Annotated in this window: 24 protein-coding genes; 7 read left to right on the forward strand and 17 right to left on the reverse strand. The window is 60.1% G+C overall.

Annotated elements, in window-relative coordinates; translation table 11 throughout:
- Positions 1-15 precede the first annotated feature (15 nt).
- The 4 genes from ACTJK7_RS02715 to ACTJK7_RS02730 all read left to right on the forward strand — a co-directional run bounded on the left by ACTJK7_RS02715 (position 16) and on the right by ACTJK7_RS02730 (position 3,565).
- On the forward strand, positions 16-354 hold the full coding sequence (locus tag ACTJK7_RS02715) for a YbaB/EbfC family nucleoid-associated protein (RefSeq protein ID WP_007951650.1): 339 nt from the start codon (positions 16-18) through the stop codon (positions 352-354).
- Between the two features lie 288 nt (positions 355-642).
- Positions 643-1,677, forward strand: a complete 1,035-nt coding sequence (locus ACTJK7_RS02720) for an NADP-dependent oxidoreductase (RefSeq protein WP_085667904.1) — start codon at positions 643-645, stop codon at positions 1,675-1,677.
- 65 nt (positions 1,678-1,742) lie between these two features.
- Entirely contained in the window at positions 1,743-2,345 is a 603-nt protein-coding gene (gene recR / locus ACTJK7_RS02725) for a recombination mediator RecR (protein WP_007951652.1), read from the forward strand.
- A gap of 71 nt (positions 2,346-2,416) precedes the next feature.
- Positions 2,417-3,565, forward strand: a complete 1,149-nt coding sequence (locus ACTJK7_RS02730) for an acyl-CoA dehydrogenase family protein (RefSeq protein ID WP_108560563.1) — start codon at positions 2,417-2,419, stop codon at positions 3,563-3,565.
- Between the two features lie 150 nt (positions 3,566-3,715).
- Here ACTJK7_RS02730 and ACTJK7_RS02735 read toward each other — a convergent pair whose 3' ends face one another.
- The 8 genes from ACTJK7_RS02735 to ccoG all read right to left on the reverse strand — a co-directional run bounded on the left by ACTJK7_RS02735 (position 3,716) and on the right by ccoG (position 12,202).
- The gene (locus tag ACTJK7_RS02735) at positions 3,716-4,264 is read right to left on the reverse strand and encodes an adenine phosphoribosyltransferase (RefSeq protein WP_003223345.1); all 549 of its coding nucleotides are present in this window, start codon (positions 4,262-4,264) and stop codon (positions 3,716-3,718) included.
- 78 nt (positions 4,265-4,342) lie between these two features.
- Complete coding sequence (fnr, locus tag ACTJK7_RS02740; RefSeq protein WP_039770035.1) at positions 4,343-5,077, reverse strand: fumarate/nitrate reduction transcriptional regulator Fnr; 735 nt, start codon at positions 5,075-5,077, stop codon at positions 4,343-4,345.
- 198 nt (positions 5,078-5,275) lie between these two features.
- The gene (hemN, locus tag ACTJK7_RS02745) at positions 5,276-6,658 is read right to left on the reverse strand and encodes an oxygen-independent coproporphyrinogen III oxidase (RefSeq protein WP_108560566.1); all 1,383 of its coding nucleotides are present in this window, start codon (positions 6,656-6,658) and stop codon (positions 5,276-5,278) included.
- Positions 6,659-6,740: 82 nt separating this feature from the next.
- Positions 6,741-7,424 carry a sulfite exporter TauE/SafE family protein gene (locus ACTJK7_RS02750; protein WP_236194461.1) on the reverse strand — a complete coding sequence of 228 codons (684 nt, stop codon included), beginning with the start codon at positions 7,422-7,424 and terminating at the stop codon, positions 6,741-6,743.
- Positions 7,417-7,629: a cbb3-type cytochrome oxidase assembly protein CcoS gene (gene ccoS, locus ACTJK7_RS02755; protein WP_064378774.1), complete on the reverse strand. Its 213-nt coding sequence runs from the start codon at positions 7,627-7,629 to the stop codon at positions 7,417-7,419. The genes ACTJK7_RS02750 and ccoS overlap by 8 nt, the downstream gene beginning before the upstream one ends.
- 22 nt (positions 7,630-7,651) lie before the next feature.
- A complete protein-coding gene (locus ACTJK7_RS02760; protein WP_323151575.1) occupies positions 7,652-10,102 on the reverse strand; it encodes a heavy metal translocating P-type ATPase in 2,451 nt (816 codons plus the stop codon).
- 133 nt (positions 10,103-10,235) lie between these two features.
- A complete protein-coding gene (locus ACTJK7_RS02765) occupies positions 10,236-10,775 on the reverse strand; it encodes a FixH family protein (protein WP_108560572.1) in 540 nt (179 codons plus the stop codon).
- A gap of 11 nt (positions 10,776-10,786) precedes the next feature.
- Complete coding sequence (gene ccoG, locus ACTJK7_RS02770; protein WP_064378777.1) at positions 10,787-12,202, reverse strand: cytochrome c oxidase accessory protein CcoG; 1,416 nt, start codon at positions 12,200-12,202, stop codon at positions 10,787-10,789.
- A 471-nt stretch (positions 12,203-12,673) separates the two neighbouring features.
- On the opposite strand from ccoG, the gene ACTJK7_RS02775 reads away from it, so the two are divergent.
- Positions 12,674-13,678, forward strand: a complete 1,005-nt coding sequence (locus tag ACTJK7_RS02775) for a metallophosphoesterase family protein (RefSeq protein ID WP_064378778.1) — start codon at positions 12,674-12,676, stop codon at positions 13,676-13,678.
- Between the two features lie 54 nt (positions 13,679-13,732).
- Positions 13,733-13,990, forward strand: a complete 258-nt coding sequence (locus ACTJK7_RS02780; RefSeq protein WP_064378779.1) for a hypothetical protein — start codon at positions 13,733-13,735, stop codon at positions 13,988-13,990.
- A gap of 76 nt (positions 13,991-14,066) precedes the next feature.
- Here the strand turns inward: ACTJK7_RS02780 and ccoP (ACTJK7_RS02785) are convergent, their stop codons facing one another.
- The 8 genes from ccoP (ACTJK7_RS02785) to ccoN (ACTJK7_RS02820) form a co-directional block, all read right to left on the reverse strand.
- Positions 14,067-15,050, reverse strand: a complete 984-nt coding sequence (gene ccoP, locus ACTJK7_RS02785; protein WP_011333286.1) for a cytochrome-c oxidase, cbb3-type subunit III — start codon at positions 15,048-15,050, stop codon at positions 14,067-14,069.
- Positions 15,047-15,232, reverse strand: a complete 186-nt coding sequence (locus ACTJK7_RS02790) for a CcoQ/FixQ family Cbb3-type cytochrome c oxidase assembly chaperone (protein WP_003175465.1) — start codon at positions 15,230-15,232, stop codon at positions 15,047-15,049. The genes ccoP (ACTJK7_RS02785) and ACTJK7_RS02790 overlap by 4 nt, the downstream gene beginning before the upstream one ends.
- A 5-nt stretch (positions 15,233-15,237) precedes the next feature.
- Entirely contained in the window at positions 15,238-15,846 is a 609-nt protein-coding gene (gene ccoO / locus ACTJK7_RS02795; protein WP_011333287.1) for a cytochrome-c oxidase, cbb3-type subunit II, read from the reverse strand.
- Entirely contained in the window at positions 15,846-17,288 is a 1,443-nt protein-coding gene (gene ccoN, locus ACTJK7_RS02800) for a cytochrome-c oxidase, cbb3-type subunit I (RefSeq protein WP_011333288.1), read from the reverse strand. Before ccoN (ACTJK7_RS02800) ends, ccoO (ACTJK7_RS02795) begins: the two co-directional genes overlap by 1 nt.
- A gap of 499 nt (positions 17,289-17,787) precedes the next feature.
- Positions 17,788-18,744, reverse strand: a complete 957-nt coding sequence (gene ccoP / locus ACTJK7_RS02805) for a cytochrome-c oxidase, cbb3-type subunit III (protein WP_440780238.1) — start codon at positions 18,742-18,744, stop codon at positions 17,788-17,790.
- Positions 18,741-18,938, reverse strand: a complete 198-nt coding sequence (locus tag ACTJK7_RS02810) for a cbb3-type cytochrome oxidase subunit 3 (protein WP_011333290.1) — start codon at positions 18,936-18,938, stop codon at positions 18,741-18,743. Before ACTJK7_RS02810 ends, ccoP (ACTJK7_RS02805) begins: the two co-directional genes overlap by 4 nt.
- 5 nt (positions 18,939-18,943) lie before the next feature.
- Positions 18,944-19,552: a cytochrome-c oxidase, cbb3-type subunit II gene (ccoO, locus tag ACTJK7_RS02815; RefSeq protein ID WP_003223389.1), complete on the reverse strand. Its 609-nt coding sequence runs from the start codon at positions 19,550-19,552 to the stop codon at positions 18,944-18,946.
- A 10-nt stretch (positions 19,553-19,562) separates the two neighbouring features.
- Complete coding sequence (gene ccoN / locus ACTJK7_RS02820; RefSeq protein ID WP_323151576.1) at positions 19,563-20,987, reverse strand: cytochrome-c oxidase, cbb3-type subunit I; 1,425 nt, start codon at positions 20,985-20,987, stop codon at positions 19,563-19,565.
- Positions 20,988-21,073: 86 nt separating this feature from the next.
- On the opposite strand from ccoN (ACTJK7_RS02820), the gene ACTJK7_RS02825 reads away from it, so the two are divergent.
- Positions 21,074-21,754 carry an alpha/beta family hydrolase gene (locus tag ACTJK7_RS02825; protein WP_064378783.1) on the forward strand — a complete coding sequence of 227 codons (681 nt, stop codon included), beginning with the start codon at positions 21,074-21,076 and terminating at the stop codon, positions 21,752-21,754.
- A gap of 911 nt (positions 21,755-22,665) precedes the next feature.
- Here the strand turns inward: ACTJK7_RS02825 and ACTJK7_RS02830 are convergent.
- Positions 22,666-23,133, reverse strand: coding sequence for a hypothetical protein (locus tag ACTJK7_RS02830; RefSeq protein ID WP_323151577.1), 468 nt, complete (start codon positions 23,131-23,133; stop codon positions 22,666-22,668).
- Positions 23,134-23,640 lie beyond the last annotated feature (507 nt).

A 23,640-nucleotide genomic window follows, 5' to 3' on the forward strand; every position in this document is an offset into this window, starting at 1 on the left:
TTTGAGGTGATTCCCATGATGAAAGGTGGCATGGCCGGCCTGATGAAGCAGGCGCAGCAGATGCAGGAAAAAATGGCCAAGATGCAGGAAGAGCTGGCCAACGCCGAAGTCACCGGCAAAGCCGGTGGCGATCTGGTCACCGTGGTGATGACCGGTCGTCATGACGTGAAGAAAGTCAGCATCGACCCGAGCGTACTGCCGGGCCTGGACGAAGATGACCGCGAAGTGGTCGAGGATCTGGTGGCCGCTGCCGTCAACGCCGCTGTGCGTCAGATCGAAGCCAACAGCCAGGCGAAAATGGGCAGCATGACCGCGGGCATGAACCTGCCGGCCGGTATGAAACTGCCGTTCTGATTCGCCTTTGCGGGTTGGATGAGCTACAAAAAATGCCAGGCATCGCGCCTGGCATTTTTGTTTCCGCCCGATCGTTCCCACGTCGAGGCGTCGAACCGTCTGCGTGGGAATGCAGCCGGGGACGCTCCGCGTCCCAAATCCAACGCCGTACACGGAGCGTCCGTTAAGCTATTCCCGCGTGGGCAGATCGAGACCTCGAACGGGCAACGATTATCAAGCGGAACGCACCATGCCCACCAAGGTCTGCTCCCTATACCGCCGAATTCATCATTCACAGGAGACGCTGACATGTCCGACCCTCTGACCCTCAATCAACGCTTCGTCCTGGCCTCGCGTCCGGTGGGCGCGCCAACGCCCGAGAACTTTCGTCTGGAGCGCGAGGCGCTGCCGGACCTTGAAGATGGCCAGGTGTTGCTCAAGACCCTGTACCTGTCGCTCGATCCCTACATGCGCGGGCGCATGAGTGACGCGCCGTCCTACGCGGCGCCGGTACAAATCGGCGAGGTGATGACCGGCGGGGCTGTCAGCCGGGTCGAGCAGTCGCGTCATCCGAAATTCCACCCCGGCGATCTGGTGGTCGGTGCCACCGGTTGGCAAAGCCACAGCATCAGCGATGGTCGCAATATCATCCCGATCCCGTCCGGCCTGCCGAGTCCGTCGATGGCCCTCGGCGTGCTGGGCATGCCCGGCATGACCGCGTACATGGGGCTGATGGACATCGGCCAGCCAAAAGAAGGGGAGACTCTGGTAGTTGCCGCTGCTTCCGGCGCAGTGGGCTCGGTGGTCGGTCAGGTGGCGAAGATCAAAGGCCTGCGCGCCGTCGGCGTGGCCGGTGGAGCCGAGAAGTGCAAATACGTGGTCGAGGAACTGGGCTTCGACGCCTGCATCGATCACAAGGCGCCAGACTTCGCCGAGCAACTGGCCAAGGCCTGCCCCAATGGCATCGACATCTATTATGAAAACGTCGGCGGCCACGTTTTTGATGCCGTCGTGCCGCTGCTCAATCCCAAGGCGCGGATCCCGCTGTGCGGCCTGATTGCCGGCTACAACGCCTCGGAAGCGCCGAAAGGCCCGGATCGCTTGCCCGCCTTGCAACGCACCTTGCTGACCAAACGCGTACGGATTCAGGGTTTCATCGTGTTCGACGACTACGGCGACCGTCAGCCGGAATTCATCAGCGCCATGGTGCCGTGGGTACGCGATGGCAAGGTGAAATTCCGCGAGGACGTGGTCGAGGGCCTGGAGCAGGCGCCTGAGGCGTTTATCGGGCTGTTGGAGGGGCGCAACTTCGGCAAACTGGTGGTGAAGGTCGCCCAGGACTGAGGATTTGACGCTGGCCGGAGGCGCGGGTATAAACCGCGTCTCGTTGTTTTGTCGGACTTTTTCCCATGAGCTTCAGCCCTTTGATTCGCCAACTGATCGACGCCCTGCGAACTCTGCCGGGCGTGGGTCAGAAAACTGCCCAGCGTATGGCGTTGCAGTTGCTCGAACGTGACCGCAGCGGCGGTACGCGCCTGGCCCAGGCCTTGAGCCAGGCCATGGAAGGGGTCGGACACTGCCGCCAGTGCCGCACGCTGACCGAAGACGATCTGTGCCCGCAATGCGCCGACACCCGCCGCGACGACACGCTGCTGTGCGTGGTGGAAGGGCCGATGGACGTCTACGCGGTCGAGCAGACCGGATTCCGCGGTCGCTATTTCGTGCTCAAGGGGCACCTGTCGCCGCTGGACGGGCTTGGCCCGGAGGCCATCGGCATTCCGCAATTGATGGCGCGGATCGAAGAGGCGGGCACCTTCACCGAAGTCATCCTCGCCACCAACCCGACGGTAGAAGGCGAAGCAACCGCCCACTACATCGCCCAGTTGCTGCAGAACAAAGGCCTGATCGCCTCGCGCATCGCCCACGGCGTACCGTTGGGTGGCGAACTGGAGTTGGTGGACGGCGGCACGCTGGCTCACTCGTTTGCCGGGCGCAAGCCGATTTCCCTCTGAGCCACACAATACTGTTGAAAACCAAGCAAGCGCTCGGTTAAGTTCGGCGAACCCTTCCATGGAGTTCGCCGATGCCCGCCTTCCAGGAATACTTCGACCCCAGCCACCAATTGGTCCGCGACAGCGTCAGACGTTTCGTAGAGCGCGAGATCCTGCCGGACATCGATGCGTGGGAAGAAGCCGAAAACTTTCCCCGTGAGCTGTACCTCAAGGCCGGTGCGGCTGGCATCCTCGGCATCGGTTACCCCGAAGCGCTGGGCGGCAGTCATGAAGGTGACCTGTTCGCCAAGATCGCCGCCAGCGAAGAACTGATGCGTTGCGGCTCCGGCGGGCTGGTGGCCGGGCTCGGTTCGCTCGACATCGGTTTGCCGCCGATCGTCAAATGGGCCCGGCCGGAAGTCCGCGACCGCGTCGTCCCCCAGGTGCTCAGCGGCGAGAAGATCAGCGCCTTGGCCGTCACCGAGCCGGGCGGCGGTTCCGACGTCGCCAACCTGCAGACCCGCGCCGTACGCGACGGTGATCATTACCGGGTCAGCGGCAGCAAAACCTTTATCACCAGTGGCGTGCGCGCCGACTACTACACCGTCGCGGTGCGCACCGGTGCGCCTGGATTTGGCGGCATCAGCCTGCTGCTGATCGAGAAGGGCACGCCAGGTTTCACTGTCGGCCGGCAATTGAAGAAAATGGGCTGGTGGGCGTCAGACACCGCTGAATTGTTCTTCGACGATTGCCGGGTGCCTGTAGGAAACCTGATTGGCGCGCAGAACATGGGCTTTGCCTGCATCATGGGCAACTTTCAGAGCGAGCGTCTGGCGCTGGCGCTGATGGCCAATATGACCGCGCAACTGGCGCTGGAAGAGAGCGTGAAGTGGGCGAAGGAGCGGCAAGCGTTCGGCAAACCCATCGGCAAGTTCCAGGTGATCAAGCATCGCCTCGCGGAAATGGCCACGGCGCTGGAAGTCTCGCGGGAGTTCACCTACCGGCAGGCGGCGAAGATGGCGGCGGGGCAGAGCGTGATCAAGGAGATTTCCATGGCCAAGAACTTTGCCACGGACACTTCGGACCGCATCACCAATGAAGCGGTGCAGATTCTCGGTGGGCTGGGTTATATGCGCGAAAGCCTGGTGGAGCGGCTGTATCGGGATAACCGCATCCTGTCGATTGGCGGCGGTACGCGGGAAGTGATGAACGAAATCATCAGCAAGCAGATGGGACTCTGACTGATCGTCCCTACACGGAGGACTGATCGTTCCCACGCTCTGCGTGGGAATGCCTCAACGGACGCTCCGCGTTCGGCTTTGGAAGGGACGCGGAGCGTCCCGGGCTGCATTCCCACGCAGAGCGTGGGAACGATCGAGGTGCGGGGCTGATTACTTGTCGGTCAACGCAAACTGCGTCAGGCAGAACGTCGGAATCCCCATGTCCTCAAGACGCTGCGAACCACCCAACTCTGGCAGATCAATGATCGCTGCTGCTTCATGAACCCGGGCGCCCATGCGGCGGATCAGGTTGGCCGCTGCGATCAGCGTGCCACCGGTGGCGATCAGGTCATCGAACATCACCACCGAGTCGCCTTCACACAGGCTGTCGGCGTGCACTTCCAGAAACGCTTCGCCGTACTCGGTCGCGTAACCTTCAGCCAGCACGTCCGCCGGCAGTTTGCCCTGCTTGCGGAACAACACCAGCGGCTTGTTCAACTGATAGGCCAGCACCGAACCGATCAGGAAACCACGCGCATCCATTGCGCCGATGTGGGTGAAGTCGGCTTCCACGTAGCGATGGGCGAAGCTGTCCATCACCAGGCGCAAGGCCTTGGGCGACTGGAACAGCGGGGTGATGTCGCGAAAGATCACGCCCGGTTTCGGGAAGTCGATCACAGGGCGGATCAGGGATTTGATGTCGAAGGAGTCGAAGACCATCGTCGAGGTGTCCTGGCAGGGCTGCAAACGGCGCAGTATACCCGCGGCTGAAACGATTCGCTCGGCCGCGGGTCGAGATCAGACTTCGAGCGAGCCGCCGGCCAGGGCGCAGAGCTGGATCGGGTCGAGGATGTGGATTTCCTTGCCCTCGGCGGCGATCAGTTCGTTCTGCTGGAAGCGGGTGAAGACCCGGGACACGGTTTCCACCGCCAGCCCCAGATAGTTGCCGATTTCATTGCGCGACATGCTCAGGCGGAACTGGTTGGCCGAGAAACCGCGAGCGCGGAAACGCGCCGACAGGTTGACCAGGAAGGTGGCGATGCGTTCGTCGGCGGTTTTCTTCGACAGCAGCAACATCATTTGCTGGTCGTCGCGGATTTCGCGGCTCATCACGCGCATCAACTGACGGCGCAGCTGCGGCAATTGCAGGGCCAGTTCGTCGAGGCGTTCGAACGGAATCTCGCAGACCGAAGTGGTTTCCAGGGCCTGGGCGGAAACCGGGTGTTTCTCGGTGTCCATGCCAGATAGCCCGACCAGTTCGCTCGGCAGGTGGAAGCCGGTCAGTTGTTCTTCGCCGGTATCGCTCAGGCTGAAGGTCTTAAGGGCGCCGGAGCGTACTGCATAAACGGAATCGAAGGTGTCGCCCTGGCGGAACAGGAACTCACCTTTTTTCAACGGGCGGCCACGTTTAACGATTTCGTCCAGCGCTTCCATGTCTTCCAGATTCAGCGAAAGTGGCAGGCAGAGAGGGGCCAGGCTGCAATCCTTGCAATTAGCCTGGTTGTGAGCGCGCAGTTTAACTGGCTCGGACATTTCTTGGATCCTTGTGGGAAAACACACATAAGGCGTAAGGGTAACCCACTCGAAGACATTCAGGCCAGCCTGTGGCGAGATTGCCCCACCGGCAAAACGCCGCAGGGATGACGGCCGATAAACAGGTCTCGGACGGCGTGCAAGGCGCCGTTTCGATGACCGTTATGGATACGCAGTCCTGCGTTGTGATTGAAAAAGTCAAATCACCCGCGAAAAACGCTGGCGGTTCTGTTGTTCCAGATACGCGTCGAACACCATGCACACCGAACGCACCAGCAGGCGCCCGGCCGGCAGCACGGTGATGCGCTCGCGATCCAGTTCGATCAGCCCGTCCTGCGCCATGCTCTGCAATTGCGGCCAGAGCCCGCCGAAGTAGCCCTGAAAATCGATGTTGAAGCTGCGCTCGATCTCGGCGAAATCCAGGCTGAAGTTGCAGATCAGTTGCTGAATTACCGCGCGGCGCAGGCGATCGTCAGCGTTGCACACCAGGCCCCGGCTGGTTGCCAGTTGCGCGCCGGCCAGAGTGTTCTGGTAGTGATTGAGGTCGCTGCTGTTCTGGCAATACAGGTCGCCGATCTGGCTGATGGCCGACACGCCCAGGCCGATCAAGTCGCAATGGCCGTGGGTGGTGTAGCCCTGGAAATTGCGTTGCAGGGTCGACTCTTCCTGAGCAATCGCCAGTTCATCGTCGGGCAGGGCGAAGTGGTCCATACCGATGTAGCGATAGCCGGCGGCGGTCAGTTGTTCGATGGTGCGTTGCAGCATCTCCAGTTTCTGCGCCGGGCTCGGCAGTTCGTTGCCGTTGATCCGCCGCTGCGGCATGAAGCGTTCCGGCAGGTGCGCATAGTTGAACACCGAGAGCCGGTCCGGTTGCAGGCTGATGACTTCCTCGACGGTGCGGGCGAAGTTGTCAGGGGTCTGTTTGGGCAAGCCGTAGATCAAATCGATGTTGATCGAGCGAAATTGCAGGGTGCGCGCCGCGTCGATCACGGCGCGGGTTTCTTCCAGGCTTTGCAGGCGATTGATCGCCCGCTGCACCGCCGGGTCGAGATCCTGCAGGCCGATGCTGACCCGGTTGAAGCCCAGTTCCCGCAGCAGGCCCATGGTCGACCAGTCGGCTTCGCGCGGGTCGATTTCGATGCCGTAGTCGCCGGAATCGTCATCCAGCAGATTGAAATGCTTGCGCAGGTGCGCCATCAACTGGCGCAACTCATCGTGGCTGAGAAAGGTCGGCGTGCCGCCGCCGAAGTGCAGTTGCTCGACTTTCTGTGCCGGGTCGAGGTGGCAGGCGATCAGCTGGATTTCCTGCTCGAGCCGTTGCAGATACGGCAACGCGCGGCCGCGATCCTTGGTGATGACCTTGTTGCAGGCGCAGTAGTAGCAGATGTTCGCGCAGAACGGCACGTGCACGTACAGCGACAACGGGCGCAGGGCCTTGCGGCTGTCGCGCAGGGCGTGGAACAGGTCGAAGGTGCCGACCTGACTGTGAAATTGCACGGCCGTCGGGTACGAGGTGTAGCGCGGCCCCGCCAGGTCGTAGCGGCGGATCAAATCGGTGTCCCAACGAATGGCGTCGAGCATGCGGGCATTCCCCCGGTTAGGCTGGCAGTGTGCCGAGTCTAGGGGAGGGCACAAAAAGGCATCTTGATTTGCATCAACGGGATCAGTGGCCCATCAGCCAGTGCTGGTGCGGCCCCGGCAGGGTCCAGATGCCGAACAGGATCACCAAAAGACCGCCGGCCATGCGCACGCTGCGTTTGCGCAACAGTACAGTCACTCGTTCCGCCGCGAGTCCGGTCGCCAGCAACACTGGCCAGGTGCCGAGCCCGAAGGCGAGCATCAGCAACGCGCTGTCCAGCGCATTACCCTGACTGGCCGACCACAGCAGCGTGCTGTAAACCAGCCCGCACGGCAGCCAGCCCCACAGCGCGCCGAGCAGCAAAGCGCGGGGCAGGCTCGACACCGGCAACAGCCGATTGGCGACGGGTTGAATGTAGCGCCACAGACCACGGCCCAGGCTTTCAATGCGTGTCAGGCCGCTCCACCAGCCTGCCAGATACAGGCCCATGGCGATCAGCAGCAAACCCGCGATCACGCGCATGAACAGCGCCGCAGGACTGTTGGCCACCGCCCATCCCGCCAACCCGATCAGCAACCCGGCCGTGGCATAGCTGAGAATTCGCCCGAGGTTATAAGCCAGCAGCAATCGAAAGCGGCGGCTGCGTTGTTCCTTGGGAATCGCCAGGGTCAGCGCGCCCATCAGACCACCGCACATGCCCAGGCAATGCCCGCCGCCGAGCAGGCCGAGAATCAACGCAGACACCAGCAGTGGCGCCAGTTCAAGCATGGGGTGGCGCCTTGTCGTCCGGTTTGCTCGGGTTGGCTTCGTCCACTGCGGCGGTGTGGTTCGGGTCCTGATCGTCGAACAGGATGCTGTGGGCCGGGCCGTCGAGGTCGTCGTACTGGCCGCTGTCCACCGCCCAGAAGAAGATGTAGACGGCGATGGCCACGATCAGCAGCGCGGCCGGAATCATCACGTAGAGAGCTGGCATCTGTACTCCATGCCCGCGCGGCTCAAGCCGGCAGCGGGCGGGTTTCTGACGTGGCGCTGACGGCCGGCGCGCTCGGCAGGCGAGTCAGGCGCAGGGCGTTGAGCACCACGGTCAGCGAACTGATCGACATGCCGACGGCGGCCCACACCGGAGTGATCCAGCCGAGGGCGGCGAACGGCAACATGAGGCCATTGTACAGCGCGGCCCACAACAGGTTCTCGATGATCACCCGACGGGTGCGGCGGGCCAGCGTGAAGGCCTGCACCAAAGCGTCGAGGCGGTTGGACAGCAACACCGCGTCGGCACTGGTTTTTGCCAGATCGGTGGCCGAGCCCATGGCCACGCTGATGTCCGCAGCGGCCAGCACCGGCACGTCGTTGACCCCGTCGCCGAGCATCAACACCTTGCGGCCGTCCCTGTGCAGTTGTTGCAGCACTTGCAGCTTGTCGTCCGGACGCAGACCGCCCCGGGCTTCGTCGATGCCCAGTTCGGCGGCGACACTGGCGACCATTGGCGAACTGTCGCCCGACAGCAGCAGCGTGCGCCAGCCGCGCGCCTTGCACGCCGCGAGCAGGGCCGGGGCGTCATCGCGCAGACGGTCGTCGAGGGCGAACCAGGCCAGCGGTCCGTTACTGTCACCGAGCAGCAACCATTGCCCCGGTTCCTTCGGCATCGACGGCACAGGCGCGCCGCTGAGATCACAGACAAAATCCGCCTGGCCGATGCGCAAGCGCTGTTCGCCGACCAAGCCTTCAAGCCCCAGGCCCGGCGTGCTGTAGACATCTTCGGCAGCCAGCGGCGCGCGGCCGAAGGCGCGGGCGATCGGGTGTTCGGAACGGTTTTCCAGGGCGGCGGCGAGGCTCAGGCATTGATCGCTGTCGAGGGCGCCGAGCGGGCGGATCGAGCGCAGTACCAGTCGGCCTTCGGTGAGGGTGCCGGTCTTGTCGAAAATCACCGTGTCGATCTGGTTCAGACCTTCCAGCACATGGCCGCGGGTCAGCAGCAGGCCGAGTTTGTGCAGGGTGCCGGTGGCGGCGGTGAGGGCGGTCGGTGTCGCCAGCGACAGCGCGCACGGGCAGGTCGCCACCAGCATGGCGAGGACGATCCAGAACGCCCGTGACGAATCCAGTTCCCACCACAACAGGCCGATGGCGGCCGCCGCGATCAACGACAGCAACAGGAACCATTGCGCGGCGCGGTCGGCGATTTCCGCCAGCCGTGGTTTTTCCGCCTGGGCGCGATCCAGCAGGCGGACGATCGCCGAGAGTCGCGTGTCCTGACCCAGCGCCTGCACCTCGACGGTCAGCGCGCCTTCCACGTTCAGCGTGCCGGCGGTGACCGCATCGCCCTTGGCACGCGGTTGCGGCAGGTATTCGCCGGTCAGCACCGATTCGTCGATGCTCGACTGGCCATCAAGGATCTTGCCGTCCGCCGGCAGCACCGATCCGGGTTGCACCAGCACCCGATCACCGAGGCGCAGTTCGCTGAGCAGGATCCGCTCGCTCTGGCCGGCGTCGTCGAGGCGCAGGCACGAGGCGGGAAGCAGATTGACCAGTTGCGCAGTGGCAGCGGCGGTGCGCTCGCGGGCGCGGCGTTCCAGATAGCGCCCGGTCAATAGGAACAGCGCGAACATGCCCACCGCATCGAAATACAGCTCGCCGACCCCGGTGATCGAGGTCCAGATCCCGGCGACGTAAGCCGCACCGATCGCCAGCGACACCGAAACGTCCATGGTCAGGTGACGGGTGCGCAGGTCGCGCATGGCGCCTTTGAAAAACGGCGCGCAGCTGTAGAACACGATCGGCGTGGTCAGGAACAGCGCGACCCAGCGCAGGATCGTATGCAGCTCCGGGCTGAGGTCGATGTTGAATTCCGGCCAGGTCGCCATGGTCGCCATCATCGCCTGGAACCACAGCAGCCCGGCGACCCCGAGCTGGCGCAGGGCCAGGCGGTTTTCACTGGCCAGTTGTTCGCTGGCGCGGTCGGCCTGATACGGGTGCGCGGCGTAGCCGATGTGGCGCAGTTCGCCGAGTATCTGGCTCAGCGGCAACTGAGCGTCAGCCCAGCGCACATGCAGGCGATGATTGGACAGGTTCAGCCGCGCCTCGGCCACGGCGGGCAGGGTGCGCAGGTGTTTCTCGATCAGCCAGCCGCAGGCGGCGCAACTGATGCCTTCCATCAACAGCGTGGTCTCAGCCAGTTCACCTTCGTGGCGCACAAACGGTTGCTGCACATCGGCGCGGTCGTACAGCTCAAGCTCATCGACCAGTTGCACCGGCAGCGCTTCGGGATTGGCCGAGGCTTCGCTGCGATGCTGGTAATAGCTTTCCAGACCACCGGCGACGATGGCTTCGGCCACGGCCTGGCAGCCTGGGCAGCAGAACTCGCGGGACTCCCCGAGCACGACGGCGGTGAAGCGGCTGCCGGACGGGACGGGCAGGGCGCAGTGGTAGCAGGGGATTGGAATGGTCATGAGGCGTTCCGATGATCGTTCCCACGCTCCGCGTGGGAATGCCTCCCTGGACGCTCCGCGTCCGCTTCGGCTGGGACGCGTAGCGTCCCTGGCTGCGTGCCCACGCAGAGCGTGGGAACGATCAGAGTAAGGCTTATTTCTTCAGGTCTTCTGCACCCTGCAACGGCTCATCACCCAGCAACAGATCCTTGTCATGGCTGACCAGCTCTTCCTCGAACATCCGCCACACGTGATCGTCCTGAGTGCCCAGCAACTCCACAAAACGCCGGCCTTCGATCTTGTCGCTCAACTGGCCGACGTAGCGGCCGGTTTCAGTCTCGCTGCGGGCCAGGACGATCTTGCGATCCTTCTCCGGCTGGGTCGGCGAGATCAGGTTCAGTTCCAGGGTCTTAGGCTGGCTGTCGCCGCTCAGGCGCAGGTCGACCTCGCCAGTGACGTCATCCAGATGCACGGCCGCGCGCATCTTCAGGGTCTGCGCCAGCAGCTCGCGATCCAGCGAACGGTTGATGCCCTTGCCGGCCTCGTAGTAGTTGTCGTTGACCAGATTGTCCGGGTTGTTCACCGCGATGGTCACCATGGACAGCGTCAGGGTCACCGAACAGGCCAGAATCCCGATGATGATCCATGGCCAAAGGTGCTTGTACCAGGGACTTGCGGCGTTTACTGCGGGCATGTTCAGTTCTCTCAACGATTCTGTGGGCCGATGAACCGGCTCTTGGCTTCTACGTGGACGCTGTCGTCATCGGCATCCTTGAGGATGAATTTCACCTCGTTGGTGCTCGATGGCAATTGTTCGGGCGCGCTCGACAGCTCGACCGGCATGCTGAAGATTTCCCCGGCCGGGACCTTGATCTCGCGCTTGCCTTGCAGGCGCAGATCCGGCAAACCGGCGGCTTCCAGGACGTAGGTGTGGTCGCGCTGATCCTTGTTCATGATCTTCAGGCTGTAGACGTTTTCGATCCGGCCTTCGGCGTTTTCACGGTACAGCACGCGGTCCTTGCTGACGTCGAAACCCACCAGCGAACGCATGAAGAAGGCTGTCACCAGCAGGCTGATCATCGTCAGCAGCACCACGGCATAACCGATCAGGCGTGGCCGCAGTTTATGGGTTTTCTGCCCGGACAAGTTGTGTTCGGTGGTGTAGCTGATCAGCCCGCGCGGGTAATCCATTTTGTCCATGATGCTGTCGCAGGCATCGATGCAGGCAGCGCAACCAATGCACTCGATCTGCAGGCCGTCGCGGATGTCGATGCCGGTCGGGCAGACCTGGACGCACATGGTGCAATCAATGCAGTCGCCCAGGCCCTGGGCCTTGTAGTCGACGCCTTTCTTGCGCGGGCCACGGCTTTCACCGCGACGCGGGTCGTAGGAAACGATCAGGGTGTCCTTGTCGAACATCACGCTTTGAAAGCGCGCATACGGACACATGTAGATGCACACCTGCTCGCGCAGCCAGCCGGCGTTGCCGTACGTGGCGAGGGTGAAGAAACCGACCCAGAAATACGACCAGCCATCGGCCTGGCCGGTGAAGAATTCGATTACCAGTTCGCGGATCGGCGAAAAGTAGCCGACGAAGGTCATGCCGGTGACGAAACCGATCAACAGCCACAACGCATGCTTGGCGAATTTGCGCAGGAACTTGTTGGCGCTCATCGGCGCCTTGTCGAGCTTGATGCGCTGGTTGCGGTCGCCTTCGGTGACCTTCTCGCACCACATGAAAATCCACGTCCACACGCTTTGCGGGCAGGTGTACCCGCACCAGACCCGGCCGGCATACACGGTGATGAAGAACAGGCCGAAGGCGGCAATGATCAGCAGCCCGGAAAGCAGAATGAAATCCTGCGGCCAGAAGGTGGCACCGAAAATGAAGAACTTGCGCTCCGGCAGGTTCCACCACACCGCCTGATGGCCGCCCCAGTTCAACCACACCGTACCGAAATACAGCAGGAACAGCGCCGCGCCGCCCATCATCCGCAGGTTGCGGAACAGACCGGTGAAAGCACGGGTGTAGATTTTTTCTCGAGAGGCGTAAAGGTCGACGCTGTTGTTCGCGTTCTTGCTGGGTGGCGTGACGTCATGTACCGGAATCTGGTTGCTCATCATTGCATCCCACGGCAGTGGAAAAATGCCTCGGTCGATACGTGCCGGCCGGGGTCAGAAAGGGTGTTGCAGTGGCCCAATGATACGCCTGTACTACCGACGAACGGGTGCGACCTTTGGTCGCGTTGGGCAAAATCAATTGATGGTGTAATGACTTGAATCAATTGACTTGTGCGGGATCACCATTTTTTGCTCGGTCGATGAATGAGTCTAGGCGATTCGTTGCCGTTGCGCTGCCGGGTGATCCGCATGGCCGAAAACCGGCCCTTCGTCGTCCGGTTTCCGTAATTGAACTTAGAGGGGTCCTTACTTGAAGTTAGGGGCTCTGTTTTCTGCTGTTCTTGTATTTGAAACAAGTTTATTTAATTGCTCATGTTGTCGGCTTTGAAAGTTTCCGTTTGATCGAATATGTTTGCGTCTGGCGAAATTCAGTTGCCAGTCATTATTCAAGTTAAATGGAGTTTCAATGTTATGGATTTAAATGGAGTTGTAAAGTTTCTGCTGGGTATCTGTTTATTATCTTCTGTCACGCTGGCTCATGCCGTCGAGGGCACGCCACGGCATATGGTGTTCGCATCCGATACGCAGTATCCCTGGACTGACAATACCGATAGTGGAGCGCCGGAATCCGATGCGGACTTTGAGAAACGTGCCAAGTGGCTGGTGGACAGCCAACTGGGCAGTATCGCCGAATTTCGAAATGCCCACGGTGGGCAGGCGGCAATCCCGTTGATGATCAATGGCGACATTACTGCTTTTGGCCATGGTTGGCAGCGCTCGTATATGAAGTCGGCCCTTGAGAAATACTTCAAGGGTGATTACCTGTATGGCTTGGGTAATCATGACTACGAAAATAATGTTGATGACTGTTTCAGTAATAGTTGTGCGGCGGGCAGTATTACCGAGTTCAACGAACATCATAAGAGCAAGGTGGATAACTTTGATCTCAAGGTCACTGGTGCTTTTCTGAATGTCCTTTATTCAGGCAGTCTCGCTTACTCGAAAAATGTCGGAGAAGTTCATCTGGTGCAGCTCAACAATGAACCCACCTACGCCACAAAGATTGCTCATGCGTTGAATCCGACAACCTTCAATATCACCAGTGCCCTGGACTGGCTGGAGAACGATTTGAGGGTGGCGAGGGCGCAGGGTTACGCCATCATCCTCAACATGCACAAGTGGGATGACTGGCAGGGAGACTGGCAACAGGAGCAGCGCTTTCTGGACATGATCGAGAAATATGAAGTCACGGCCATTTTTGCGGGTCATTACCATGCGCGAGGTGGAGCCAAGCGCTGGATGGGTAAGGTGCCGATGTTTCTCAGCGGCGCAACGTCCCAGCAAACGTACCTGACGGCCAGTTTTTCGGATGATCGCAGGCAGCTGCACGTCAATCTGGTCGAGAACAATGAATGGCAAAAGCCGCGATTCGTGCATACGGTTCCGGTGAAGTCCATCTGGGCCAATCGTCCATAAAAAATGGCTCGGGCATCGCTTTTACAGATCTGACTCTTTCAAGGATGAAAATGTATGAATAAAGGCACTCTCAAAGCACTCGGCATTACTCAGAAAGAAATTGATGCATTGGACGTCATTCTGAATAGCGCCAGCGCGGTAGCTCCCTTGGCCGTCGTGTACCTGCAAACGGCTCTGCGAGCGCTTGAGCCGGTCGAAGCTGCGCAGGGGACGAAGGATCTGGCCAGTCAGAAAGGCAACCAGCCGGGCGATGCCGGCAAGCAGCGCAGACCTTCGGGCCTGGACAGTCTCGGTGGAGGCAATATTCTTTGAATCAGTAGAGAGGGAAACAAAACGGCCCCGCCAATTCTCATTGGCGGGGCCGTTTTGTTTGCTTCAGGCGTTGGTCTTACTGAGCCTCGGCTTCCGCTGGTTTTTCACCGTGGGACAGGCTGTAAACGTAAGCCGCCAGCAGGTGAACCTTGTCGTTGCCTTGCAGTTGTTCCTGGGCAGGCATCTGGCCCTGACGGCCGTAACGGATGGTCTGCTGCAGTTGCGCGAAGCTCGAACCGTAGATGAACGCGGCCGGGTGGGTCAGGTTCGGGGCGCCCATTGCCGGGGTGCCTTTGCCTTCCGGACCGTGGCAGGCCACGCAGTTGGCGGCGAACAGTTTCTGGCCGTTGGCCGGATCTGCCTTGGTGCCTTCCGGCAGCTTGCGGCCATCCAGATTGGTCAGCACGAACGCGGCCACGTCGGCCACGCCTTGCTCGCCGATCACTTCAGCCCAGGCCGGCATCACGGCGTGACGACCGCCCATGATGGTGGTCTTGATGGTTTCCGGCTCGCCGCCCCAGCGCCAGTCGGCGTCGGTCAGGTTCGGGAAGCCATAAGCGCCCTTGGCGTCGGAACCGTGGCAGACCGAGCAGTTGGAGGCGAACAGACGGCCCCCCATCTTCAGGGCTTGCGGATCCTTGGCCACTTCTTCGATCGGCATGGCGGCGAACTTGGCGAAGATCGGACCGAACTTGGCGTCCGAACGCGCCATTTCCTTTTCCCACTCGTGAACGCCGGTCCAGCCGGTCTGGCCGTTGGCGAACGCGGTCTGCTTCTCGGTATCGAGGTAGTTGTAGCCCGGCAGCAGGCCTTTCCAGTTGCCCAGGCCCGGGTACAGCACCAGATAACCCAGAGCGAACACGATGGTGCCCACGAACAGCATGAACCACCATTTCGGCAGCGGGTTGTCGTACTCCTCGATCCCGTCGAAGGAGTGGCCCACTGTCTCGTCCGTCTGTTCGCTGCGCTGGCCCTTGCGGGTCGACAGCAACAGCCAGGTCAGGGAAAAGATCGTACCGAGACTGAGGACTGTGACGTACAGACTCCAGAATGTAGTCATTCTTTGTTACTCCTAGAAGCTTGCTCGACGTGCTTGATGGCTTCGGGATCATCCGCGAAGGGCAGCAAGGTCGCGTCTTCAAACTCCGACTTGCGCTTGGGGCTGAACACCCACAACGCCAGGCCGATGAAGGCAACCATCACGACAACGGTGCCCAGGCCTCGAATCATCCCGATATCCATCAGAATCACCGTTTGCTTTTGATGATGGTGCCCAGGCCTTGCAGATAGGCCACCAGCGCGTCCATTTCGGTTTTGCCCTTCACGGCATCTCTTGCACCGGCGATGTCTTCGTCGGTGTAAGGGACGCCGAGCGTGCGCAACACTTCCATTTTCTTGGCCGTGTCTTTGCCATCGAGCTTGTTTTCTACGAGGAACGGGTAGGCCGGCATTTTCGACTCGGGGACGACGTTGCGCGGGTTGTACAAGTGCGCACGCTGCCAGTCATCGGAGTAACGACCGCCGACGCGGGCCAAGTCCGGGCCGGTACGTTTGGAACCCCACAGGAACGGGTGATCCCAGACGCTTTCACCGGCTACCGAGTAGTGGCCATAGCGTTCGGTTTCGGCACGGAACGGTCGGATCATCTGCGAGTGGCAGCCGACACAGCCGTTGGCGATGTAAACGTCGCGGCCTTCCAGTTCAAGGGCGGTGCGCGGCTTCATGCCTTCGACCGGCTTGTTGGTGACGTCCTGGAAAAACAGCGGAACGATTTGGGTCAGGCCACCGACGCTGACGGCGATGACCATGAAGAAGGCCAGCAGGCCAATATTCTTCTCGACAGCTTCATGCTTCATCAGTGAGCTCCAACTACGGCGATCTTGGCGGCGGCTTCAGCTTCAGCCGGGTCCGAGGCGCGAACGGTGCGCCACACGTTGTAGGCCATCAGGAACATGCCGCTGGCGAAGAACGCACCGCCCAGGGCGCGAACGATGTAGCCAGGGTGGCTGGCCTGCAGGGCTTCCACGAACGAGTAGGTGAGGGTGCCGTCGTCGTTGATTGCACGCCACATCAGGCCTTGAGTGATGCCGTTGACCCACATCGAAGCGATGTACAGCACGGTACCGATGGTCGCGAGCCAGAAGTGCGCGTTGATCAGGCCGGTGCTGTGCATCTGCGCACGGCCGAACAGTTTCGGGATCATGTGGTAGATCGCGCCGATCGAGATCATCGCTACCCAGCCGAGTGCGCCAGCGTGTACGTGGCCGATGGTCCAGTCGGTGTAGTGCGAGAGCGAGTTGACGGTCTTGATCGCCATCATCGGACCTTCAAAGGTCGACATGCCGTAGAACGCCAGCGATACCACGAGGAAGCGCAGGATCGGGTCGGTGCGCAGCTTATGCCAGGCGCCCGACAGGGTCATCATGCCGTTGATCATGCCGCCCCAGCTTGGCGCCAGCAGGATGATCGACATCGCCATGCCCAGCGATTGGGCCCAGTCCGGCAGTGCGGTGTAGTGCAGGTGGTGCGGGCCGGCCCAGATGTACAGGGTGATCAGCGCCCAGAAGTGCACGATCGACAGACGATAGGAGTAGATCGGACGTTCGGCCTGTTTCGGCACGAAGTAGTACATCATCCCCAGGAAGCCGGTGGTCAGGAAGAAGCCCACGGCGTTGTGGCCGTACCACCACTGGATCATCGCGTCGGTGGCGCCCGAGTAGGCCGAGTAGGACTTGAACAGGCTGACCGGCAGCGACATGTGGTTGACGATGTGCAGCATCGCGGTCACCACGATGAACGCACCGTAGAACCAGTTGCCGACATAGATGTGCTTGGTCTTGCGCTTGGTGATGGTGCCGAAGAACACCAGACCGTAGGTGACCCAGACAATGGCCAGCAGAATGGCGAGGGGCCATTCCAGTTCCGCGTATTCCTTGGTGGTGGTGTAACCCAGCGGCAAGGTAATGATCGCGCCGACGATTACCGCTTGCCATCCCCAGAAGGTGAAGGCCGCGAGGCTGTCGGAAATCAGTCGCGTCTGGCAGGTTCGCTGCACGACATAGTAGGAAGTGGCAAACAGTGCACAACCACCGAAGGCGAAAATCACCAGGTTTGTGTGCAACGGGCGCAGGCGTCCAAAGCTCGTCCACGGCAGACCGAAATTCAACTCCGGCCAGACCAGTTGCGAGGCGATGAAGACACCGAGCCCCATGCCAAGGATCCCCCAGACCACCGTCATGATGGCGAACTGGCGGACTACCTTATAGTTATAAGCAGTCGGACTGATTGCTGTGCTCATTCTAAGGTTCCACGGTTTGGGTGTTTTATTAGGATTAAAATCGGCCGCAAGTATGTAGAAAGCAGGGGGTCAATGCAACGCGCCATGACCTGGGTCAATGCTTTCCAACGCTGATTCTGCGGCCTTTCCATGCGCCGCGTAAGGACAAAATTGCCCTCGGGCAAAATGTCGCAGCGAACAAAAAAAGTGAGGGGTCCCGGTCGGATGTAACGGGGTGTGTTCGAACGCTCGGTTCGGGTGACGGACGGTAATCGGCACGACAGCCGGTATCTACCGGCCTTTGCGGCCATGTCAGTCAGCCGATTCGTTCAACGCCTCGCTCAGGGTCGACCTGGAACCGGCACGGGCCAGTCCGCATCGAGCAAGCGTAGACCCGAATCCGGGTAATCGAAAGGAGAGGGGGTAACGGGGTGCGACAAAAGGAAGCAGCTGCAAGCTGCAAGCTGCAAGCGACAAGACGAATCATGTCGCCTGCAGGATTGTATACATGCTTGTGATTTTACTTGGAGCTTTCAGCTTGAAGCTTGTCGCTCAACTGCTCAGTATTTTTTGACAGACTGTATACGTAAGCGGCGAGCAGTTGCACTTTATCGTTGCCCAGCAGCTCGTTCTGAGCTGGCATGTGGCCTTGACGGCCATGGCGGATGGTCTGCTCGAGCTGGGTCAGGCTGGTGCCGTAGATGAAACCGGCCGGATGCGTCAGATTCGGCGCGCCCATGGCTTCGGTGCCTTGGCCGTTTGCCCCGTGACAAGCCACGCACATGGTGCTGAACGTTTGCTGCCCCGCTTGCAGGTCGGCCTTGTTGTCTGCCGGCAGTGGCAGCCCGGCGAGTTCGTGGCGCACGTATGCCGCGACGTTTTTCACACCTGCCTCACCGAGCGACTCGCCCCACGCCGGCATCGCCGCCATCCGGCCACCCATGATGGTGGTTTTGATGGTTTCGGCACTGCCGCCCCAACGCCAGTCCTTGTCGGCGAGGTTAGGGAAACCGAACGCGCCCTTGGCGTCCGAACCGTGGCACACCGAGCAATTGGAGGCGAACAGACGGCCACCCATTTTCAGCGCCTGCGGATCCTTCGCCACTTCTTCCACCGGCATGGCGGCGAACTTGGCGAAGATCGGCCCGAACCTGGCGTCAGCCTTGCTCATTTCCTTTTCCCACTCGTGGACGCCGGTCCAGCCGTCCTCGTAGCCGGGCAGGATGCCTTTCCAGTTGCCCAGGCCCGGATAAAGGATCAGATAACCCACGGAAAACACCAGCGTGCCGGCGAACAGCATGAACCACCACTGCGGCAGCGGGTTGTCGTACTCCTCGATGCCGTCGAAGCTGTGGCCCATGGTCTGGTCGACGCTGCCCTTGGTCTCGCCCCGGCGGGTGCCGATCAGCAGCCAGGTCAGGCCGATCAGGCTGCCGATGGTCAGTACGCAGATCCACGTACTCCAGAAGGTGGTCATGGCCGGGTACTCCTTGTTTCATTAACTTGGGTAGTGTCGGGTTGCGGCTCGTCGGCAAACGGCAGCAGGCGCGCTTCGGCGAATTCCGGCGTGCGCTTGCGGTTGAACACCCACAGGGTCAGGCCGACGAAGGCCACGAACACCACGACCGTGCCGAGGCCGCGAATCAGCCCCGCGCTCATTTCAAAGGCCATCTCGATCACCTCTTGCTTTTGATCGCAGTGCCGAGCACTTGCAGGTAGGAGACGAGGGCGTCCATTTCGGTCTTGCCCTTTAGACTGGCCACCGCGCCGCTGATGTCGTCATCGGTGTACGGCACGCCGAGGGTGCGCATGGTCTTGAGCTTGGTTTCGGTGTGGCTGCTGTCGACCGCTTGCGTGACCAGCCATGGATAGGCCGGCATTTTCGATTCCGGTACAACGTTGCGCGGGTTGTACAAGTGCGCGCGGTGCCAGTCATCCGAGTAACGCGCGCCAACCCGGGCCAGGTCCGGACCGGTACGCTTGGAACCCCACAGGAACGGGTGATCCCACACGCTTTCGCCAGCCACCGAGTAGTGGCCGTAGCGTTCGGTTTCGGCGCGGAACGGACGGATCATCTGCGAGTGGCAGCCGACGCAGCCTTCGCGGATGTAGATGTCGCGGCCTTCCAGTTGCAGCGCGGTGTAGGGTTTCATGCCTTCCACCGGTTTGTTGGTCACGTCCTGGAAGAACAGCGGGACGATCTGGGTCAGGCCGCCGATGCTCACGGCGAACACCATCAGCAGCATCAGCAGGCCGACGTTCTTTTCAATCGTTTCGTGTTTCATGGCGGACTCCTCAGGCCATCTGCGCGGCAGCAACGACGTCAGCAGGCTGCGAGGCCCGCACGGTGCGCCAGGTGTTGTAAGCCATCAGGAACATGCCGCTGAGGAAGATCGCCCCACCAATCAGCCGCACGACAAAGCCTGGGTGGCTGGCCACCAGGGTCTCGACGAAGGAGTAGGTCAGCGTGCCGTCCTCGTTCACCGCACGCCACATCAGGCCCTGGGCGATGCCGTTGACCCACATCGAGGCGATGTAGAGCACGGTGCCGATGGTCGCGAGCCAGAAGTGCGCATTGATCAGGCCGATGCTGTGCATCTGCTCTTTGCCGAAGACTTTCGGGATCATGTGATACAGCGCGCCTATGGAAATCATCGCCACCCAGCCGAGTGCGCCGGCGTGTACGTGGCCGATGGTCCAGTCGGTGTAGTGGGAGAGGGCGTTGACAGTCTTGATCGCCATCATCGGACCTTCGAAGGTCGACATGCCGTAGAACGCCAGCGACACCACCAGGAAGCGCAGGATCGGGTCGCTGCGCAACTTATGCCAGGCGCCCGAGAGGGTCATCATGCCGTTGATCATGCCGCCCCAGCTCGGCGCCAGCAGAATCAGCGACATCACCATGCCCAGCGACTGCGCCCAGTCCGGCAGCGCGGTGTAGTGCAAATGGTGCGGGCCGGCCCAGATGTACAGGGTGATCAGCGCCCAGAAGTGCACGATCGACAGGCGATACGAATACACCGGACGTTCGGCCTGCTTCGGCACGAAGTAGTACATCATCCCGAGGAAACCGGCGGTGAGGAAAAAGCCTACGGCGTTGTGGCCGTACCACCATTGCACCATCGCGTCGGTCGCACCGGCGTACACCGAGTAGGACTTGGTGAAACTCACCGGCAACTCAAGGTTGTTGACGATGTGCAGGATCGCCACGGTGATGATGAACGCGCCGAAGAACCAGTTGCCCACATAAATGTGTTTGCTCTTGCGCTGCATGATCGTGCCGAAGAACACGATGGCGTAGGCGACCCAGACGATGGTGATCAGAATGTCGATCGGCCATTCCAGTTCGGCGTATTCCTTGGAGCTGGTGTAACCCAGTGGCAGGCTGATGGCCGCCAATAGAATCACAAGCTGCCAGCCCCAGAAGCAGAACGCGGCGATTTTCGGCGCAAACAATTGCGTCTGGCAGGTGCGCTGCACCGAGTAGAACGAACTGGCGAACAAGGCACAGCCGCCGAACGCGAAGATCACCGCGTTGGTGTGCAGCGGGCGCAGGCGTCCGAAGCTGGTCCACGGCAGGTTGAAGTTGAGTTCGGGCCAGACCAATTGAGCCGCGAGAAAAACCCCGAGCCCCATGCCGACGATGCCCCACACCACCGTCATAATGGCGAATTGGCGGACCACCTTGTAGTTGTAGGCGGTACTGATAGAAGTGTTCATGGTTCCCCATCCACGGTTCAGCCGAAGTGAGCGCCAACAGCGCGTCCTTCGCCTGGAGTTATAGGCAGACTAAAAGCGAGGCAAGCATGGACAAACAGCACAAGGCCAGTATTGACGGGGATCAATGGGCGCAGTGCCTGCGGGATCACGGGTGGCTTTGGGATGCGGCTGTTGGTGAGGCTTCGGCGACGCTGATCCTGGCGCATGGGGCGGGGGCGCCGATGGATAGCGACTGGATGAACGATATGGCTGGGCGCCTTGCCGGGCTTGGTATCAACGTGTTGCGGTTTGAGTTTCCTTATATGGCGCAGCGGCGGGTTGATGGGGTCAAGCGACCGCCGAATCCTGCGGGGAAATTGCAGGAGTGCTGGCGTGAGGTTTATGGCCTGGTGCGACTTCATGTCGCTGGTCCGCTTGCGATTGGCGGGAAGTCCATGGGTGGGCGGATGGCGAGTTTGTTGGCTGATGAGCTTGGCGCTGATGCTTTGGTTTGTCTGGGGTATCCGTTTTATGCGGTTGGGAAACCGGAGAAGCCTCGGGTTGAGCATTTGGCTGGGTTGAAGACTCGGACGTTGATTGTTCAGGGGGAGCGGGATGCGTTGGGGAATCGGGGCGCTGTCGAGGCTTACGATCTATCGCCGAGTATTGAGGTGTTTTGGCTGGCCTCTGGGGATCATGATTTGAAGCCGCTCAAGGTGTCCGGATTTACGCATGAGGAGCATTTGGCTGCCGCTGCGCAGAGGCTGGTCGAGTTTCTCAAGCACTGATCGAGGTTTTGAACCGCGTAAAAATTGAATTGGTCAACAATTCTGTGTCCGGGAATTGTTGACCAATACATAAATAGCGTCGCCGGTGCCGTGTGAGTCAGCAAAAAGCCGCTAGTTTTTCACCGAATCTGAAAGTCTTTTTCAGAGATTCCTTAGGTGATGACATAGGTTTGCGTGGCACTGGTGGCAACGACTCGTAGAGGGGTCTGAGGGCCTGTTGGGGCTGGAGAAGGGGCAGTTGGCGTAAGTCTACTATAGTGGACGCACATGAAGTCCCATGTTCCAGGTAAAACTCCTAATTTAGTTAAATCAGTTGTGGGTATCTCACCCCTTATAAACACGCCCGCGTTTCTGCGTAGTGCCGAGAAAATATCAGAATCCGTAAGTGTGTAGGTTTTAACCAGTATGGCAACACTGTTGGAGTCTATAAGATAAAACTCAACCTCATCATCTACTCTCAATGCACGCGGCAAAAGATAGCGGATAGTTAAGAAGTTCGGGCCGTTAGGCTGGTCTATCTGTGGGGCAACACTAGTGCCAGGCACTCCGGGCGGGATGAGAACAGCGGCCGTGGCTGTAAAGGCGTTCGACATGGTTGTTGCCGCAGGTGCAAGCGTTATGGGGGTTGGCACAGGAGTAAAGATCATGTTTGCATCCTCTGTTTTTCTCGTGCCAGTAATTTATATGGTCGAGATTGTTTGGGTGAATTGATTCTGCCGGGCACTGGCGTGTCACGCACCTGTTAGAAGTTGCAGCTTTTTATATTTTTTGGCAGTTAAGCACGGGTTGATTATTTCGTTTTTTAAATGTGCAATCCCTGATCGGTGTGCGAGGTTTGGTTTACCGCAGGGCAGATATAGCCCGGACCGGTGAAGTCCGGGCACATCCTTGATGTCGCAAAAGCGTGGACGCTATTCGCTGATCACCAGGTTAAAGTGTCCGATGGGCTGTGTCCGAAAGCCATGACTCTTGAACTTCGCTTCAAAAGTGCCCACTGCAGTTCCCTTGGCAGGATCGAGATCTATGGTCAGGGTGGCTTCATCGGCCTTGACCACTCTCCAGCCCTCAAAGCCCTCCGGCGCGGGAATTGAACTACCGTGACTGAAGCTCAATTTGTCCTTAAGCGTGTAGGTGGCTTTGAGAGGGGCGCCATCGATGTACGGGAAACTCATGTTGTAGGCGAAGTAGTTTCCGCTGGAAATTGATCCGATCGCCCCTAAGATTGACCAGAACTGCTCACCCGTTGGCAGATACGTAAATAGATAAAACAGGGATCTTTCAGCTGTCACTTCGGGATTGCTCCCAAATGTCCAGTAGAACTCATTTGCGGGGATCGCAGTGCTGTTGGATTTAGGGACAAAGATAGTATGACTGCTCATCTGGAATTCCTTTTTCATGAAGGGTGATCGGCGTTCTTTTAATAGATCGCCAGACACTTGATATGCCTTTTTCAAGATGAGCGTCTACTGTCATACCTGACAGCTAGGCGACGAGTATCAAATGTGTTTGTTTCCGGTCTGGTGATTAAAGAACCTAGACGGTGGGCATATCCGATGCTGCGGGTATGGCTGCTTAGGGTTCCGCCCTGACGGCGGGTCACTTTTTACAAACGCCCGGAATGCCGGCCCAGAAAAAAGTAACCAAAAACGCTTGCTCCTGCGTTCGGCCCGCTCGCTGAGGCTCGGGGTTCCTTCGCTCCGGGATTCATCCGGGGGGCATCGCCTACGGTTTGCTTCGCTGCACCTCCTCTCGATGTGTTTGGCTTCGCCAAACGGTCGCTGCGGGAGCTGGCTTGCCAGCGATGGCGGCCTACGAGGCGACCAGTTTTTGACAGGTGCATTCGATCCAATGCGGGCTTGCTCGCGAAAGCGGTCTGCCAGAACACA

This window comes from Pseudomonas sp. 22085 (assembly GCF_052045815.1).
In the GTDB taxonomy this organism is placed as follows: domain Bacteria; phylum Pseudomonadota; class Gammaproteobacteria; order Pseudomonadales; family Pseudomonadaceae; genus Aquipseudomonas; species Aquipseudomonas glycinae.

Bases quoted from the DNA above. Each gene is read 5' to 3' on its own strand.
- ACTJK7_RS02715 (WP_007951650.1), top strand. From the start codon at position 16: ATGATGAAAGGTGGCATGGCCGGCCTGATGAAGCAGGCGCAGCAGATG.
- ACTJK7_RS02720 (WP_085667904.1), top strand. From the start codon at position 643: ATGTCCGACCCTCTGACCCTCAATCAACGCTTCGTCCTGGCCTCGCGT.
- recR (WP_007951652.1), top strand. From the start codon at position 1,743: ATGAGCTTCAGCCCTTTGATTCGCCAACTGATCGACGCCCTGCGAACT.
- ACTJK7_RS02730 (WP_108560563.1), top strand. From the start codon at position 2,417: ATGCCCGCCTTCCAGGAATACTTCGACCCCAGCCACCAATTGGTCCGC.
- ACTJK7_RS02735 (WP_003223345.1), bottom strand. From the start codon at position 4,264: ATGGTCTTCGACTCCTTCGACATCAAATCCCTGATCCGCCCTGTGATC.
- fnr (WP_039770035.1), bottom strand. From the start codon at position 5,077: ATGTCCGAGCCAGTTAAACTGCGCGCTCACAACCAGGCTAATTGCAAG.
- hemN (WP_108560566.1), bottom strand. From the start codon at position 6,658: ATGCTCGACGCCATTCGTTGGGACACCGATTTGATCCGCCGCTACGAC.
- ACTJK7_RS02750 (WP_236194461.1), bottom strand. From the start codon at position 7,424: ATGCTTGAACTGGCGCCACTGCTGGTGTCTGCGTTGATTCTCGGCCTG.
- ccoS (WP_064378774.1), bottom strand. From the start codon at position 7,629: ATGCCAGCTCTCTACGTGATGATTCCGGCCGCGCTGCTGATCGTGGCC.
- ACTJK7_RS02760 (WP_323151575.1), bottom strand. From the start codon at position 10,102: ATGACCATTCCAATCCCCTGCTACCACTGCGCCCTGCCCGTCCCGTCC.
- ACTJK7_RS02765 (WP_108560572.1), bottom strand. From the start codon at position 10,775: ATGCCCGCAGTAAACGCCGCAAGTCCCTGGTACAAGCACCTTTGGCCA.
- ccoG (WP_064378777.1), bottom strand. From the start codon at position 12,202: ATGAGCAACCAGATTCCGGTACATGACGTCACGCCACCCAGCAAGAAC.
- ACTJK7_RS02775 (WP_064378778.1), top strand. From the start codon at position 12,674: ATGGATTTAAATGGAGTTGTAAAGTTTCTGCTGGGTATCTGTTTATTA.
- ACTJK7_RS02780 (WP_064378779.1), top strand. From the start codon at position 13,733: ATGAATAAAGGCACTCTCAAAGCACTCGGCATTACTCAGAAAGAAATT.
- ccoP (WP_011333286.1), bottom strand. From the start codon at position 15,050: ATGACTACATTCTGGAGTCTGTACGTCACAGTCCTCAGTCTCGGTACG.
- ACTJK7_RS02790 (WP_003175465.1), bottom strand. From the start codon at position 15,232: ATGGATATCGGGATGATTCGAGGCCTGGGCACCGTTGTCGTGATGGTT.
- ccoO (WP_011333287.1), bottom strand. From the start codon at position 15,846: ATGAAGCATGAAGCTGTCGAGAAGAATATTGGCCTGCTGGCCTTCTTC.
- ccoN (WP_011333288.1), bottom strand. From the start codon at position 17,288: ATGAGCACAGCAATCAGTCCGACTGCTTATAACTATAAGGTAGTCCGC.
- ccoP (WP_440780238.1), bottom strand. From the start codon at position 18,744: ATGACCACCTTCTGGAGTACGTGGATCTGCGTACTGACCATCGGCAGC.
- ACTJK7_RS02810 (WP_011333290.1), bottom strand. From the start codon at position 18,938: ATGGCCTTTGAAATGAGCGCGGGGCTGATTCGCGGCCTCGGCACGGTC.
- ccoO (WP_003223389.1), bottom strand. From the start codon at position 19,552: ATGAAACACGAAACGATTGAAAAGAACGTCGGCCTGCTGATGCTGCTG.
- ccoN (WP_323151576.1), bottom strand. From the start codon at position 20,987: ATGAACACTTCTATCAGTACCGCCTACAACTACAAGGTGGTCCGCCAA.
- ACTJK7_RS02825 (WP_064378783.1), top strand. From the start codon at position 21,074: ATGGACAAACAGCACAAGGCCAGTATTGACGGGGATCAATGGGCGCAG.
- ACTJK7_RS02830 (WP_323151577.1), bottom strand. From the start codon at position 23,133: ATGAGCAGTCATACTATCTTTGTCCCTAAATCCAACAGCACTGCGATC.